The sequence below is a fragment of the Microbacterium trichothecenolyticum genome (genome assembly GCF_041938625.1).
Classification (GTDB): Bacteria; Actinomycetota; Actinomycetes; order Actinomycetales; family Microbacteriaceae; genus Microbacterium; species Microbacterium trichothecenolyticum_D.
The window spans coordinates 784,248-799,688 of record NZ_CP169427.1; the positions used below are offsets into that span (position 1 = coordinate 784,248).

Annotated in this window: 11 protein-coding genes; 4 read left to right on the plus strand and 7 right to left on the minus strand. The window is 71.8% G+C overall.

The features are described from left to right. Positions 1-114: 114 nt before the first annotated feature. The 3 genes from ACEYYH_RS03625 to ACEYYH_RS03635 form a co-directional block, all read right to left on the minus strand. Positions 115-1,314: an ABC transporter ATP-binding protein gene (locus ACEYYH_RS03625; protein WP_374976930.1), complete on the minus strand. Its 1,200-nt coding sequence runs from the start codon at positions 1,312-1,314 to the stop codon at positions 115-117. A 308-nt stretch (positions 1,315-1,622) separates the two neighbouring features. Continuing rightward, entirely contained in the window at positions 1,623-2,411 is a 789-nt protein-coding gene (locus tag ACEYYH_RS03630) for a DNA-formamidopyrimidine glycosylase family protein (protein WP_374976931.1), read from the minus strand. Further along, a complete protein-coding gene (locus ACEYYH_RS03635; RefSeq protein ID WP_374976932.1) occupies positions 2,404-7,230 on the minus strand; it encodes a DNA glycosylase AlkZ-like family protein in 4,827 nt (1,608 codons plus the stop codon). The genes ACEYYH_RS03630 and ACEYYH_RS03635 overlap by 8 nt, the downstream gene beginning before the upstream one ends. A 111-nt stretch (positions 7,231-7,341) precedes the next feature. Between ACEYYH_RS03635 and ACEYYH_RS03640 the strand changes: the two genes are divergently transcribed. Beyond that, positions 7,342-7,806 (plus strand): hypothetical protein, encoded by a 465-nt coding sequence (locus ACEYYH_RS03640; RefSeq protein WP_374976933.1) that lies wholly within the window; start codon positions 7,342-7,344, stop codon positions 7,804-7,806. A 9-nt stretch (positions 7,807-7,815) separates the two neighbouring features. Here ACEYYH_RS03640 and ACEYYH_RS03645 read toward each other — a convergent pair whose 3' ends face one another. The 4 genes from ACEYYH_RS03645 to ACEYYH_RS03660 all read right to left on the minus strand — a co-directional run bounded on the left by ACEYYH_RS03645 (position 7,816) and on the right by ACEYYH_RS03660 (position 10,921). Next, positions 7,816-7,998: a PspC domain-containing protein gene (locus tag ACEYYH_RS03645; protein ID WP_220292480.1), complete on the minus strand. Its 183-nt coding sequence runs from the start codon at positions 7,996-7,998 to the stop codon at positions 7,816-7,818. Between the two features lie 38 nt (positions 7,999-8,036). Then, on the minus strand, positions 8,037-8,219 hold the full coding sequence (locus ACEYYH_RS03650) for a PspC domain-containing protein (RefSeq protein WP_116194548.1): 183 nt from the start codon (positions 8,217-8,219) through the stop codon (positions 8,037-8,039). A 115-nt stretch (positions 8,220-8,334) separates the two neighbouring features. Further along, positions 8,335-9,999, minus strand: coding sequence for an ABC-F family ATP-binding cassette domain-containing protein (locus ACEYYH_RS03655; protein ID WP_374976934.1), 1,665 nt, complete (start codon positions 9,997-9,999; stop codon positions 8,335-8,337). 253 nt (positions 10,000-10,252) lie between these two features. Next, positions 10,253-10,921, minus strand: coding sequence for an alpha/beta hydrolase (locus tag ACEYYH_RS03660; protein ID WP_374976935.1), 669 nt, complete (start codon positions 10,919-10,921; stop codon positions 10,253-10,255). Positions 10,922-11,012: 91 nt separating this feature from the next. Between ACEYYH_RS03660 and ACEYYH_RS03665 the strand changes: the two genes are divergently transcribed. The 3 genes from ACEYYH_RS03665 (at position 11,013) to ACEYYH_RS03675 (ending at position 15,338) form a co-directional block, all read left to right on the plus strand. Beyond that, positions 11,013-11,600, plus strand: a complete 588-nt coding sequence (locus tag ACEYYH_RS03665) for an NUDIX hydrolase family protein (protein WP_374976936.1) — start codon at positions 11,013-11,015, stop codon at positions 11,598-11,600. 64 nt (positions 11,601-11,664) lie between these two features. After that, positions 11,665-13,578, plus strand: coding sequence for a M3 family metallopeptidase (locus tag ACEYYH_RS03670; protein ID WP_374976937.1), 1,914 nt, complete (start codon positions 11,665-11,667; stop codon positions 13,576-13,578). 212 nt (positions 13,579-13,790) lie between these two features. Then, on the plus strand, positions 13,791-15,338 hold the full coding sequence (locus ACEYYH_RS03675) for a hypothetical protein (protein WP_374976938.1): 1,548 nt from the start codon (positions 13,791-13,793) through the stop codon (positions 15,336-15,338). Positions 15,339-15,441: the final 103 nt, after the last annotated feature.

Below are 15,441 nucleotides of genomic sequence, written 5' to 3' on the forward strand. Positions count from 1 at the left end.
CGGATACTCCTGGTTTCGAAACGGGAGCCGGGCGAGCGGATGCTGCGGCTGCGGGCGTGCGGCGGGTCTGCAGGTCGTGCGGGTCGTGCGTCGGGTCGTCGGGGCAGGGTGGTTTCAGACGGTCGGCGGTGCGATGTAGCCGCCCTGCTTCGCCGCGTCGTCATCGGCTGCGGGGAAGAGCAGCACGTGGTGCGCCGCCCACGTGCACACGACGGGATCTCCGACGGAGAGCGCGGGGGCATCGGGGGTGGGCCGGCGGACGATCAGGCTCTGGTCGGCGCCGAGCCGAACGAGGTACTGCATCGCGTCGCCGAGGTGCGAGACACCGAGCAGTTCGCCGCGGGCGGTGTTCGCCCCGGGAAGCGCCTCGGCCGCCGACCCCGCAGGGGCATCCTTCTCGATGCGGATGAACTCGGGTCGCACCGCTGCCTCCCCGAGGTTGGTGCTCGTGAGCACCGGTGACGCGGCCCGCACGAGCGCGTACGGCGAGGTGATGGCGGCCCCCGCCTCGGCGGCGGGGCCGCGGAAGAAGTTCTGCTGCCCGACGAAGGCCGCGACATACGCAGAAGCGGGGCGCGCGTACACGGTGTCGGCGTCGGCGAGCTGCTCGATGCGGCCCGCGCGCATGATCGCGATGCGGTCGCTCATGGACAGCGCCTCCCCCTGGTCGTGCGTCACGAAGACGAACGTGATGCCGAGCCGCGACTGCAGCAGCTTGAGCTCGAGCTGCATCTCTTCGCGCAGCTGACGATCGAGCGCTCCCAGCGGTTCGTCGAGCAGGAGCACGGCGGGTCGGTTCACCAAGGCGCGCGCCAGCGCGATGCGCTGCTGCTGTCCGCCCGACAGCTGCGTCGGCTTGCGGTCGCCGAACCGGCGCATCTGCACCATGTCGAGCGCCTGTGTGACGCGCTCGCGCACCTCGGACTTCGGGGTACGACGCTGCTGCAGCCCGTAGGCGACGTTCTCGGCGACCGACAGGTGCGGGAACAGCGCGTATGCCTGGAACACCGTGTTGACGTCCCGCTTGTACGGCGGCGCCGCGAGCACCGAGCGACCGGAGATGCGGATGTCACCGGCATCCGGCCGTTCGAATCCCGCGATCATCCGCAGCGTGGTCGTCTTGCCGCAGCCCGACGGCCCGAGCAGCGAGATGAACTCGCCCGGCTGGATCTCCAGCGACAGATCGTCGACGGCGAGCTGCTCGCCGTAGTACTTCGTGATCCCCGACAGGGTGACGGCCCCGCGCGCGCCGTCGCCGTCGGGGGGAATCTGCTCCGCCGAAGCCTGCGCTGCGGTCGCCGTGCCTGTGGACATCGTCACCTCGTGATGGGTCCTTCTGGTGCGGGCCGCGCGACGATGCACGGCCTATCGGGTGTGGAGGTATTCAATATCCCTCGGTGGCCACCCGCAATGCGCGCCGGATCGAACCAGACGATCCGGGCCGCCCATCAGGTCTGGTCGGACAGATCGTCCGGGCTTATGTAACGGCGAGGAAACCGCGGGGTTTCAGCATGGACACGAAGAAGCGGGACGGATGCCTCGACCCCGCGCGACACTTCGTCCGCCGCGCATCGTGACCAAAGCGTGCTGGAACCCGGGTTCAGGGGTGCCGGTATCCAGGTTCAGCGCTGGCAGGTGGGGCACCAGAACACGATGCGCTCCCGCGTCGGATCGGCGCCCAGGCTGCCGCCCAGGATGAGAGTGCCGCATCGGCGGCAGGGGCGGCCTTCCCGCCGATACACCCACGTCGATCGGCCGGCGCGCGCGTCACCGGTGAAGGTGCGTCCCGAACGGTTGCGGTTCGCGCGGATCATGCGCGCTCCGAGATCCACGATGGCCGCGGCATCCGTCTCGTTCGCGGGCGTCGTGGGCAAGACGCCGCGCACGAACAGGATCTCGTTCGCGTACTCGTTGCCGAATCCCGCGATGTTGCGCTGGTCCTGCACGGCGACGTGCACCGCGCGGGTGTCGGCGGCCAGCCGGCGGGCGGCCTCCTCGGGATCCCACGAGTCGGTCAGCGGATCGGGACCGAGATAGCCGACGAGCTGGTCTTCGTCCTCGGTCGGGACGAGCCTGATGTCGGCGAGGTCGAACCCGACGGTCTCCCACTCGAGGCCGTCCGGTGCCGTGGCGCCGATGATCGCCCGGGCACGGAAGGCCGGGGCGTGCCAGCGTTCGCCTCGCCGGTAGACGTGCCATTCGCCCTCCATCTTGAGGTGCGTGTGGAGCGTCCATGACCCGATGCGGTGGAGCAGGTGCTTGCCGCGCGAGACCACGTCGTGCACCATTTCACCGCGGAGGTCCGCGGTGGCCAGCTGTGGGACCCGCAGTTCGAAGCGCGTCACCGTCGCCCCGGCGAGCGCTGCATCGAGCCGCCGGGCAGCGCGGTAGACGGTGTCGCCCTCAGGCACGCGCGCCTGCCCTGTCCTCCGGTCCCTGCGCGCCTCCCCGTCCCTGAGCCTGTCGAAGGGCGTCGCCGGCCGTGAGGCGGCGCAGCGTGAGCCCGCGGGGGGACTCCACGAAGCCGGCCTCCCGCAGCGCGCGGCCGACGTACGTGCCGTAGACGAACGCGCCGTTCACCTGCTCGATGGTGAGGGTGTCGAGGCGCCGCGCGCGAGCCGTCGCCGCGAGGTCGCGAGTGGCGGCGGCCAGCGCCGCTTCGTCGCCGGTGAAGGCGAGTGCGGACTTGCCGCCCCGCTCGAGGTACAGCGCGAGCGCGCCGTCGACGAGCACGACGAGGGCGCCCGCCTTGCGCCCGGGGCGGTGCGAGACCCCCTCGAGCGCCGGCCAGGCGAGTGCGGCGCCGTAGGGGTTGGCGGGGTCGGTGGCCGCCATCGTGACGGCCCGGAGCGGCGGCGGGTCGGACAGTCCGGCGAACTCGCGCAGCCGGTCGACGGTCGCCGACGCCGCGAACTGCGCCGCGCCCAGCTTCTCGATCACGTAGCCGCGCCGGCAGTGGCCCGCCTCCTCGAAGCCGGCCAGCACGCGGTACGTCTGGGCGAACCCGCCCGGCACTCCTTCGGACTGCACCGCCCCGCGCGTGACGACGCCGTAACGATCGAGCAGCAGGCTCGCCGTCGCGGTCGCCCGCAGGGCGGGATCAGGCTCGGCGGCGGGCAGCAGCGACCATCGGCCGCCGATCGCGGGCGGACGCGCGGGAACGGATGCTGCCACCGCCCGCACCGCCGCGCCCCGGTAGAGCCGTGCCCGGGGTGTGCGGCGGCTCACGCGGTGAGTCTGGGATCCGCCGGAGACGAGCGCGCGGACCGGCGCGAACGTGTCGTTTGTCACGAGCCCCGCCCACGTCAGCCGCCACAGCGCGTCGACCACGGACTGCTCGTTCTCGGCACCGGTGGACTGACGCAGCTGGGCGGCGAAGTACGCGCCGCCGCCGCCGAGCGCGGTGAGCAGTTGCGCATCGAGCGATCCCGGAGCGACCTCTTCGGCCTCGTCGGGGAGGGCGAGCGTGAGCGGCACGGCATCAGCCGGATGCAACGCGATCCAGCCGTCGCGGCCGGGCAGGCTGCCGTGCCCCGACCACACCACTTCGCCGGTGGCGGTGAGCTCGTCGAGCATGCCGGGCGTGTAGTCCGCGACGCGGGCCGGGAGCACGAGCGACTCCCACGCGCTCGCGGGGATCGGCACACCCGCGAGCTGCTCGACGACCGCGGCGACGCCGTCGATCCCCTCGAGCGGTCGCGTCACGTGCTGCCACACCGGAAGGAATCGTGCGTACGCGTGCTGCGGCACCGGTTCGACGCTGCCGCGGATCGCCGCGAGCGAGCGCATGCGCAGCCGACGCAGCACCTCGGTGTCGCACCACTCAGCCTCGTCGGCGCGCGCCGTCGTCGACGACTCGGGAAGGAAGAAGCCGCTCGTGACGCGTCCCTGCGACTCGAGTCGCTGCAGCGTGAGTCGCGCGACCGCCACGCCCACTCCGAGACGGTCGGCCGCAGCATCTGCCGTGAACGGTCCGTGGGTGCGCGCGTACCGCGCCACGAGATCGCCGAGCGGGTCGGTGACGGGCTCGAGGAACGCGGTCGGGATGCCCACGGGCAGCGCCGCGCCGAGCGCATCGCGCAGCCGCCCGGCGTCTTCGATCGCCGCGACGCGGGTGATGCCGGCGATGGTGACGGGGATCGCGCGCCGCGCGGAGATCAGCGCGTCGAGGAGGGCGGATGCCTCGGCCTCGGTCGCGTGACCGGCCCCGCCGCCGTCGGGCTCGCGGGCCGGCTCGAGACGCGCCGCGACCTCGGCCGCCTCGAGCGGACCGAGGAGGCGCAGGAGGTCGGCGACGCCCTCGAGGCCGCGCGCCCGGCGCTCGGGGTCGAGCCGCTGGGCCTCGCGCTCGAACTGAGCGATGACGTCGGGGTCGAGAAGCTCGCGCATCTCGACTTTGCCGAGGAGTTCCGACAGGAGGGCCGGATCGACGGAGAGAGCCGCCGCGCGGCGTTCGGCGAGCGGCGAGTCGCCCTCGTACATGAACGCGCCGACGTACCCGAACAGCAGATCGCGGGCGAACGGCGAGGGCTGCGCCGGTTCCGTCTCGATGAGCCGGATGCGCCGCTCGCCGATCCCGCGCATGAGACGCAGCAGCGATGGCACGTCGTAGACGTCCTGCAGGACCTCGCGGAGGGTCTCGAGGATGATCGGGAAGGTCGGGTAGCGCCGGGCGACCTCGAGCAGCTGTGCCGATCGCTGCCGCTGCTGCCACAGCGGCGTGCGCTTGCCGGGGTTGCGGCGGGGCATCAGCAGGGCGCGGGCCGCGCACTCGCGGAACCGGGAGGCGAACAGGGCGGAGCCGCCGACCTCCTCGGTGACGATCTGGTCGAGCTCGTCGGGATCGAAGACGAAGAGGTCTGCGCCCGGAGGCTCGGCCGTAGCATCCGGAATCCGGGCGATGATTCCGTCGTCGCTCGCGACCGCCGACCCGTCGACGCCCAGCCGCTCCCGGATGCGCGCGTTCACCGCAAGAGCCCACGGTGCGTGCACCTGCATGCCGTACGGGGAGTGCAGGATCACACGCCAGTCGCCGACCTCGTCCCGCCCGCGTTCGACGGTCAGCTGGCGGTCGGTCGGCAGGGTCCCGGTGGCCTCGCGCTGTTCGGCGAGGTAGGCCAGCAGGTTGTCTTGCGCGAACTCGTCGAGTCCCGCTTCGCGCAGTCGCGATTCGGCTTTCTCGGGCTTCGCCGACGACACCTCGCGCGAGAACCTCCCCAGCGCCTCGCCGAGCTCGGCAGGGCGGCCGATGCCGTCGCCGTGCCAGAACGGCACCTTGCCCGGCTGCCCGAACGCGGGCACCACGTTCACACGGTCGTGGGTGATCTCGACGATGCGCCAGCTCGTGGTGCCCAGGGTGAAGACGTCGTTGACGCGCGATTCGTAGACCATCTCTTCGTCGAGCTCGCCGACGCGTGCGTTCTGGGACTCGCCCGCGATGAAGACGCCGAACAGACCGCGGTCGGGGATGGTCCCGCCGCTCGTCACGGCGATGTGCTGCGCGCCGGGGCGCCCGGTGAGCACGCCGAGGTCGCGATCCCAGATGACGCGCGGGCGCAGCTCGGCGAACTCGTCGGACGGGAACCGGCCGGCGATGAGGTCGAGCGTCGCCTCGTACGCGGAGCGGGGGAGCGAGCGGAACGGCGCGCTGCGCTTGAGCGTCTCGTACCAGCCCTCGACGTCGACCGGTCCGATGGCGGCCGCGGCCACGGTCTGCTGCGCCAGGATGTCGAGCGGGTTCTGCGGGATCACGATCGCCTCGATCTGGCCCGCGAGCATGCGCTCGGTGACGATCGCGGTGTGGAGCACGTCGCCGCGGTGCTTCGGGAACAGAGCGGCGCGGCTCACCTCGCCGACCTGGTGGCCGGCACGGCCGATGCGCTGGAGGCCCGAGGCCGCGCTCGGCGGCGCCTCGACCTGGATCACGAGGTCGACCGCTCCCATGTCGATGCCGAGCTCGAGGCTCGACGTCGCCACGACGCAGCGGAGGATGCCGGACTTCAGCTCCTCCTCGACCTGCGCCCGCTGCTCCTTCGACACCGAGCCGTGGTGCGCCTTGGCGAGCACCGGGTCGGCGCCCGCCGTGGCGCCGGCCTGCGCCATCATGGCGGCGGGCACCGTCTGCTCGGGCAGATCGAGGCCGAGGCGCTCGGAGTAGATCTCGTTCAGCCGGCCGGTGAGCCGCTCGGCGAGGCGCCGCGAGTTGCAGAACACGATGGTCGAGCGGTGCAGCAGGATGCGGTCGACGATCGCCTCCTCGACGTGCGGCCACACCGACCCCGTCATCTCGGCCTCGCCGGCGCCACGTGCCCGCGGCCCCGCGTTCGCCGACTGACCGTCGGCGAACCAGTCCTCGTCGATCGGCTCGTCCGCAGCTCCAGGCTCTCCCCACGATCCGTCGCCGTCGGACGTGAACGGGCTCGGCGGCGGAGGCGGGTTCAGCATGTCGCCGATCGGCACGACGACCTTCATGTCGAACGCCTTGCTCGCCCGCGGGGCGACGATCTCGACCGGCTCGGCACCGCCGAGGAACCGCGCCACCTCATCGATCGGGCGCACCGTCGCCGACAGCCCGATGCGCTGAGCCGGGGGAGAGTCGGGGGCGAACGCGCGCCTCAGGGCGTCGAGCCGCTCCAGGCTCACCGCAAGATGGGCTCCGCGCTTCGTCGCGGCGACGGCGTGCACCTCGTCGACGATCACCGTGTGCACATCGCGCAGCGTCTCGCCCGCGCGGCTCGTGAGCATGAGATACAGCGACTCGGGCGTGGTGATCAGGATGTCGGGCGGGGTCTGCACGAGCTTGCGCCGGTCGCCCGCGGGCGTGTCCCCTGACCGTACTCCCACCGTGACCTCGGGCACGGTCAGCCCGAGGCGCCGCGCCGACTGCCCGATCCCGACGAGCGGCGACCGGAGGTTGCGCTCGACGTCGACGCCCAGGGCCTTGAGCGGGGAGATGTAGAGGATCCGGGTCGCCGGGGGCGCAGCATCCGTCCGCCGCTTCTTCTTGCCGTCGGGAGCCGCTGGTGCCGCGGCCTTGTCGTGGAACACGCGGTCGATCGCCCAGAGGAAGGCCGACAGCGTCTTGCCGGAGCCCGTCGGGGCGACCACCAGGGCATGCTTGCCGGCGGAGATCGACTGCCACGCGCCCTTCTGGGCGTCGGTGGGAGCGTGGAACGCGCCGCGGAACCAGTCCTGCGTGGCAGGACCGAACCGCTCGAGGACGTCGCCCATCACTCCATCTTCGTCGCGATCACCGACATCGGGCCAGGTTCCGTCCAGGAGGGTCGCGTAGGCTCCCTGCGTGCGTGCACCCCCGGCACGCACTCACCGCCGAGGACCGTGATGGAACCGATGCCCTCGAGCGAGCCCACGGCCCCGGCTCCGCTCACCCGCCGTACCAATCCGGCGCTCGCCGACCGCTCATGGATGCGCTCGCGCTGCGTGCAGACGTTCGGGCTGGGCGCGCTGTGCGGTGCGCTGAGCCTCTCCCTCCTGGTCGTCGTCACGACGATCCTCGGTGCGTCGCAGAACCCGTCCCCGCTCGGGCCCGCAGACCCCGCGCCCGTCTCCGAGCCCCGGCTCCCGGCATCCGTTCTCACCACTACACCGTCGCCTTCGTCGACACCGACGGTCGAGCCCGTGGAGCAGACGGATGCGGCAACCGAACCCGAAGAAACCGCCGAGGAGCCGGCCGTCTCGGTGCCCGCCCCGGCACCCGCACCGACAGAGACCCAGCCTCCGGCGGACGAGACCGAGGACAGCCCCGGCAACAGCGCGAACGCCCCGGGTCAGCAGAAGAAGCCCTGAGCGGCGAGCTCAGCGCTCGTCCGGCATCAGGATCCAGAGCACCAGGTACAGCAGGATCGAGATGCCGAAGAACACGGTTGCGCCGACCGTGAGCACACGCACCGGCACCACGCTGCAGCCGAAGCGGTCGGCGATGCCCTGGCAGACTCCCGCGATCATGCGTCCTTTTACAGGGCGGACCAGGCGATGCATGCGTTCATCATGGCGTGGGGAACCCCACCGCGCCAGGGTCAGCGCTCGGAGGGCACGATGATCCAGAGCAGGATGTAGATCCACAGCGACAGCCCGAAGAACACGACGGCGATCGCGGTGAGGATGCGCACGAGGGTGACGTTCCACCCGAAGCGGTTGGCGATGGCGGCGCAGACGCCGGCGACCCATCGGCCCTGCTGAGGTCTCACGAGTGCGTTCATGTCTCCATCCTGCTCGCGTCGGCGGGTCACCGCACGGGTGCAGGCCCCCGATCCGCGCGGGGGCGGGCCGCAGCATCCGTCCCCTTCCGGAGATGACGGATGCCGCGACCCGGCGTCAGCGCTCGGTCAGCGTGCCGTCGCGGTCGAGCTCGAGCACGAGGTCCACGCCGATGCGCTCGAGGAACGCGTCGTCGTGGCTCACGACGAGCACCGCGCCGCGGTAGGCCGCGATCGCCTCGACGAACCGGTCGACCGTGTCGAGGTCGAGGTTGTTCGTCGGCTCGTCGAACACGAGCAGCTGCGGCGGCGGGTCCGCGAGCATGAGCCGCGCGAGCGCGACCCGGAACCGCTCGCCGCCCGACAACGTCCCGACCGGACGCTCGACTGCCGCCCCTCGGATGAGGAACCGCGCGAGCCGGTTGCGCAGCTCGACGAGCGTCACGTTCGGCGCGGACGGGGCGACGTTCTCGAGCACGGATGCCGCGTCATCGAGCCCGTCCACGCGCTGCGGGAGGTAGCCGACGCGGTCGGTGTGCAGCTGCGCTCGTACAGAACTCCTCCAGAATCGGCTGTCGACAGGCGCCCCGGCGGTGTCGGCGCCGGTACCGGCCACTTCTGAGGAGTTCGTGTCGGCGGGTTCGACGAGCTTCTCGAGCAGCGTCGTCTTGCCGGCTCCGTTCGGGCCGATCAGCGCGACCCGCTCGGGTCCCTGGATGATCCACGAGTGCGCGCCGTCGCCGAGGGTGGCGATGCGACGCCCCGCGGGCACGCCGGGGTCGGGCAGGTCGATCTTCACGATGTCGTCGTCGCGCACACGGCGCTCGGCGGCATCGAGCGCTTCGCGGGCGGATGCCTCGCGGTCGGCCTTCTCGCCGCGCAGCTTGCCCGCCGACACCTGGGCGGCCATGCGGCGGCCGCCTGCGACGATCTTCGGGACGCGCTTCTCCTCGAACGCCTTCTTCCCCGTCGCCGCTCGGCGCGAGATCGTGGTCTCGGCCTCGATGCGCTGGCGCTTCTCGCGTTTGACGGCCTGGCGGGCGGCGCGCTCCGCGTCGCGGGCGGCACCCTGCTCGGCATCCAGCCACGCGCGCCATTCGGAGTACGGGCCGCCGAACACCGACAGCTCGTTGGCGTACAGCTCGGCGGTGTCGTCCATCAGCTCCAGCAGCGACGTGTCGTGGCTGACCACGACGAGTGCACCGCGCCACGAGCGCACCATGTCGTGCAGGCGCGCACGCGCCTCGCGGTCGAGGTTGTTGGTGGGCTCATCGAGAAGCGCGATGGACGAACCGCGCAGGCGGATGCCGGCGATCGCGGTGAGCACCGCCTCGCCGCCCGACAGCTGACCGACGCTGCGGTCGAGCATGTCGGGAGCGAGCCCGGCGTCGGCGAGCGCCGCGTGCGCACGCGCTTCGATGTCCCAGTCGGAGCCGACCGCATCGAAGTGACGGGGATCGGCGTCGCCGGACTCGATGGCGCGCAGCGCGCGGAGCGTCTCGCCCACGCCGAGCAGGTCGGCGACGGGCCGGTCCACGTCGAGCGTCAGCCGCTGCGGAAGGTATGCAGCATCCGCTGTCCGCGTGATGTGGCCGGCGGACGGCGTGAGCTCGCCGGCGATGAGCCGCATCAGCGTGGACTTGCCGGAGCCGTTGCGGCCGACGAGCCCCGTGCGGCCGGCGCCGAACGACCCGGAGACGTCCGAGAGCGCGGTGGTGCCGTCGGCCCACGTGAACGTGACGCGGTCGAGGACGATGGCAGGGGTGAGGGTGTGTGCGGGCATGAGGCCTCCTGTGTCAGACGTGCGCTGACACCGAGGGCCGCGGCTACCGGCGCCCGGTCATGCCGGAGCGGGGCGGAGAAGCGGCGGATCGACGGCAGCGCGAAATGTTCCAGCGCCGGCACGTCGAGAGTCGACGGAGCAGCGCGATTACAGCGCGGTCGCGTCGATCAGCTTCAAGGGAGTTCCTCACGGAGGGGACAAGGCCGTCAGCCACCATAGCCGACATCCCTGGGCGTGGCCAGGGGAGGAGCGGTCAGGCGTCAGCGGTGGTGAGCTCTTCGAGCTGCTTGTCGAGGAAGACCCGCACGTCGGCGAGCTCCTGCTCGGAGACGCTGTGCGTGAGGCCCGGGTACACGCGGCCGCTGAGCTCGACGCGTTCGGGAAGCCACTGCGTCGTGTGGTCGACGAGGAAGCCGGGGATGACGTCGTCGTTCGTCCCGCGACCCCAGAACACGGGCGGTCGCCGTTCGGCGAGCTCGGCGTCCTTCGGGAGGTCGCCGGGCGTGACGTAGCCCGAAAGGTTCACGGCGAACGCGAAGCGCTGCGGATCGAGCCGCATGGTCTGCAGCGACACCGCTCCGCCTTGCGAGAAACCGAGAAGGCCGACCGATGCTGCGGCCCCCGCGTGTGCGTCGACCCAGGCGATGACGGCCTCGGCCGCGCGCGTGACGTGCGAGGGGTCGCGACCGTCCAGACCGTCGATCGGGTACCAGGAGCGGCCGGGCGCCGGCCACGGCGGAACCAGGGGAGCTGCGAGGCTCGCGACGGCGAGGGCCTCCGGGAGATAGCCGCGGAGGGGGTACAGGTCGTGCTCGTCGGCGCCGTAGCCGTGGAGGAGCAGGAGGAGGTGGCGGCCTGCGAGCGCCGACCGATCGGTCGACCACAGCACGGCGTCGGCGTCGAGGACGAGCGCTTCCGGCATGCCCTCATCCTGACATGCGGCGCCGACACGGCCGAGGCCCGAACGGGTGCGGTCCTCGTCGCGGGCGGGTTCCGCGGGGTATACAAGAGGCATGTCCGTGCGCACTCCCGACCCCGAACCTGCGGGCGACGAGCCGTTCGGCCCGCCGGCCGGCAACGTCTCGAACCCCGCGTGGCTGAGCGACATCGAGCTCGAAGAGGCCCGTCGACGCCTGCCGATGCTCTACGTCGAGGGCGTGCCGGTGCGCACCGACGGCATGGGGCAGGTCACCCAGGTCGGCATCCTGCTGCGGGCCACGCCCATCGGCGAGATCTCGCGCACCATCGTCTCGGGCCGCGTGCGGTACGGCGAGACCATCCGCGACGCCCTGTTCCGCCACCTCGAGAACGACCTCGGCCCGATGGCCTTCCCGATGCTGCCGCCGCAGCCGACGCCGTTCACGGTGGCCGAGTACTTCCCGCTCCCGGGCGTCAGCGCCTACCACGACGACCGTCAGCACGCCGTCTCGCTCGCGTTCGTGGTCCCCGTCACCGGCACGTGCGAGCCGCGCCAGGACGCTCTCGAGGTGACCTGGCTGACACCCGAGGAGGCGGCATCCGATGCCCTCTCGGCCGAGATGGAGGGCGGACGCGGCACCCTCGTGCGCATGGCGCTCGCGAGCGTCGGCGCGCTGCGCTGACCCGTCGGCGCCCATGGGGATCTCACTCTCGCGCGGTGTCGACGCCCGCGCATAGGCTCGCAGGGTGACTCCCGCACCCCTGCCCTTCCCCTCCGACGCCGCCGGCTGGTCGGTCTTCGTGACCGAGCGCCCCGCAGAGCGCATCGCGCGCGTGGGCGAGATCGACGCCCGCCTGACCTCCGGGGCCGCGCTGACCACCGCAGAGCGCCTCGAGCTCTGGAACGACGCCGACATCGCGCTGGCGGAGGCCCTCAGCGAGGCCTATGTCGTGAGCGAGGCGCACCCCGACGCCGAGGTGCGCGAGACCGCGGAATCGCAGGTGCAGGCGGTCGAGTCGCTGTCGGCGGCGCGCCTCTTGAACCGCGCCCTGTGGAGTGCATTCGCGGATGCCTCGACCGAGGGTCTCGACGACGATCAGGCGCGTCTGCTCACGCATCTGCTGCGCGACTTCCGTCGCGGGGGCGTCGAGCTCGACGACGCCGATCGCGAGCGGGCGCGCGAACTGGCCGACCGCGACACCGAGCTGTCGCTCGCCTTCTCGCGCAACATCCGCGACGGGCGCCGCGAGATCACCGTTCCGGCGGACGGCCTCGCGGGGATGCCGCAGGACTTCATCGACGCGCATCCGGCCGATGACCAGGGACGGGTCACCCTGTCCACCGACTACCCCGACCTCATGCCGGTGCGCGACTACGCGCACGACCGTGCGACCCGGGTCGCGCTCGTGAGCGCCTACAACGACCTCGCCTGGCCCGAGAACGACGCGATCCTCGCCGAGCTGCTCGAGGTCCGCGCCGAGCGCGCCCGCCTCCTCGGCTACCCGGACTGGGCCGACTACGAGACCGAGACCCGCATGATCGGCGCGGGCGCCGAGATTCCGGCATTCCTGTCGCGTCTCGACGAGGCCTCACAGGCGGCGACGGATGCTGAGTACCCGATCCTGCTCGAACGCCTGCGCCGCGACCTCCCCGACGCCGATGTCGTGTCGATCGCCGACTTCTGGTACCTGCTCGGCGCGATCAAACGGGAGCAGTACGACGTCGACGCGCAGCTCGTGCGGTCGTACTTCCCGTTCGAGCGCGTCGTCGCGGGCGTGCTGGACGTGACCGGGCGTCTGCTCGACGTCGAGTACGTGCCCGTCGACGTCCCCGCGTGGCACGACGACGTGCGGTCCTTCGATGTGGTGCGAAGCGGCGATCGACTCGGCCGGATCCACCTCGACCTGCACCCGCGCGAGGGCAAGTTCAGCCACGCGGCGTGCTTCCCTCTGGCACCGGGCGTCACCGGCCGCGTGCTCCCCGAGGCGGCACTGCTGTGCAACTTCTCGCGCGGGCTCCTGGAGCACGACGAGGTCGTGACGTTCTTCCACGAGTTCGGGCACCTCGTGCACGACATCCTCGGCGGCCGGCAGCGATTCGCCCGCTTCAGCGGCGTGGCCACCGAGTGGGACTTCGTCGAAGCGCCCAGCCAGCTCCTCGAGGAATGGGCGTGGGATGCCGATGTGCTCGCCTCGTTCAGTGCGAACGCCGACGGCGAGCCGATCCCCGCCGACCTCGTCGAGCGCATGCGCACCGCGGACGCTTTCGGTCGCGCGCTCGAGGTGCGCCGCCAGTTGGGGCACGCGAACGTGTCGTACCACCTGCACGTCGACCGGCCCGCCGACCTGCAGGCCGAGACGGAGCGCCTGTACGCGGCATCCAGTCCCGTGCAGCCGCTGGGCGGCCTGCACTCGTATGCGGGATTCGGGCACCTGACGGGTTACGGCGCCTGCTACTACACGTACCAGTGGAGCCTCGTGATCGCCCGCGACCTGCTGAGCGGTTTCGCGGCCGGATTGATGGACCCCGAGGCCGCGCGCCGCTATCGCACCGAGGTGCTGGAACGGGGTGGCTCGCGGGACGCGCGGGAGCTCGTCGAGGCCTTCCTCGGGCGTCCGTCGTCGTTCGACGCGTACCGGGACTGGCTGGCGGGCGAATGACGTTTCGCGCACACAGCCGCGCGATGTAGGGTTCACCTACCCCCGAAGCGCAGTCACCCGCGACACACCCCCCGGTGTCGTCGAGGACGGTGCGGTCACTGATGCTCGCGCGCGGCGACACTTCGCCGGTGCGGCGGGCGCGGTACCGCACGCCTCCGCCGCGAGCACTCGCCGACGTCGCACCACCCTCGCCACAGAAAGCGGAGATACCGATGTCCGACCACGCCCAGAGCGCCGGAAACACGGGTCAGGACGACCCGACCCCGTTCGACAACCTCATCGGCGACACGGCGACGACCGCGTTCGGGTCGGGGTTCACGACGACCTTCCGCGGGTACGACAAGGAAGAGGTCGACGCCGCCATCGCCGGGCTCGATGCGCGCATGCGCGCCGCCACCGACGAGGTCGCGCAGCTGAAGCAGCACCAGCGTCGCGCCGGTGCGGCGGTCGCGCAGAGCCGCGCGAAGGCCGAGCGCCTCGAGGCCGAGCTTCAGGCGGCCACCGAACGTCGCCAGGCCGAGATCGACGCGGCGATCGCCGAGCGCCAGGCCGAGTTCGACGCCACGCTCGTCGCCCGCCAGGAAGAGATCGACCGGCTCGAAGCGGCTCTCGCCGACGCGGAGCAGACGCGCCAGACCGAGCTCGCGCGCGTCGCGGCCGAGGCGTCCGCCGCCCGCGAAGAAGAGGGCGATGCCGTCCAGCGGCTCCGGGCGGAGCTCGAGCTCGCGCACGCGAAGATCGCCGACGCCGAGCAGCGTGTGCAGACCCTGAGCGACGAGCTCGTCGGTGCGACCACCGAGTCGCCCAACCGCCAGCAGTTCGAAGAGGTGCTACGCGTCGCAGAAGACCAGGCGAGCCTGCTCATCCGCAATGCGACGATCCAGGGCGACCGGCTCCTCGAGGCCGCCCGCGAAGAGATCGCGAACCGCCGCGCATCGGCGCAGGCCGAGGCCGACGGCATCGTCTCGCAGGCCCGGCACGACGCCCAGCAGATCCAATTGAAGATCGACACCGAGCTGACCGCCCACGAGGCACGTCTCGAGCGCGAGGCCGCCCACGCTGCCGAGAAGGTCTCGCAGGCCGAGCGCGAGGCCGCCGCGATCCGCTCCGAGGCCGAGAAGGGCGCCGCCGTGCTGCGCTCGACCGTCGCCCGCGAGACCGCCCGCGACCGCGCCGAGGCCGAGGAGACGGTGCGGGAGCTGCGCCTGCGCGCCCTCGAGTTCGAGGCATCGCTCACCCGCCGCCAGGACGACGCGCACCAGGAGTTCCTCGTGCTGCACAACCAGGCGGTGGCCCACGCCGAGCGCATCACGCAGGACGCCAACGAGCAGGTGTCGGCGTCCCTCGAGCACGCGCAGCGCGTGTCGGTGAAGGCCGAGGACTTCGAGCGCCTCATGCGCGCCCAGTCGCAGCAGATCGAGGCCGACGCGCAGCTGCGCGCCCGCGAGCACCTCGACCGCGCCCACGTGAAGGCCGAGCGCATCATCGACCTCGTCACGACCCACTCGCAGTCGGTGCTGCGCGACGCCGAGGACCGCACGCGCCAGCTGCGCTGGCAGCAGCACCAGCTGATGAGCTTCATGGCCGAGGTCAAGGAGCTCATCCGCCCTGAGACCCCCCTCACGTCAGCCGAGGCCGCCGCCGAGGGCGACGAGGCTGAGGAGACGGATGCTGCCGCCGCTGTCGACGGCGAGGCCGAGGTTGTCGAGGCCGAGGTGGCGGAAGGTGAGCAGCACGAGCACGAGCACGACGAGGATTGACCCCTCCACCGCTCGTTGAGCGAAGGGTGCTCTGGCGCCCAAGTCGAAACGCCCCGGACTTTCGGTGAAGGCTCGCTCAACGAGCGGTGGAGGAGGCGGGGCG

Bases quoted from the DNA above. Each gene is read 5' to 3' on its own strand.
- ACEYYH_RS03625 (WP_374976930.1), bottom strand. From the start codon at position 1,314: ATGTCCACAGGCACGGCGACCGCAGCGCAGGCTTCGGCGGAGCAGATT.
- ACEYYH_RS03635 (WP_374976932.1), bottom strand. From the start codon at position 7,230: ATGGGCGACGTCCTCGAGCGGTTCGGTCCTGCCACGCAGGACTGGTTC.
- ACEYYH_RS03640 (WP_374976933.1), top strand. From the start codon at position 7,342: ATGGAACCGATGCCCTCGAGCGAGCCCACGGCCCCGGCTCCGCTCACC.
- ACEYYH_RS03645 (WP_220292480.1), bottom strand. From the start codon at position 7,998: ATGCATCGCCTGGTCCGCCCTGTAAAAGGACGCATGATCGCGGGAGTC.
- ACEYYH_RS03650 (WP_116194548.1), bottom strand. From the start codon at position 8,219: ATGAACGCACTCGTGAGACCTCAGCAGGGCCGATGGGTCGCCGGCGTC.
- ACEYYH_RS03655 (WP_374976934.1), bottom strand. From the start codon at position 9,999: ATGCCCGCACACACCCTCACCCCTGCCATCGTCCTCGACCGCGTCACG.
- ACEYYH_RS03660 (WP_374976935.1), bottom strand. From the start codon at position 10,921: ATGCCGGAAGCGCTCGTCCTCGACGCCGACGCCGTGCTGTGGTCGACC.
- ACEYYH_RS03665 (WP_374976936.1), top strand. From the start codon at position 11,013: ATGTCCGTGCGCACTCCCGACCCCGAACCTGCGGGCGACGAGCCGTTC.
- ACEYYH_RS03675 (WP_374976938.1), top strand. From the start codon at position 13,791: ATGTCCGACCACGCCCAGAGCGCCGGAAACACGGGTCAGGACGACCCG.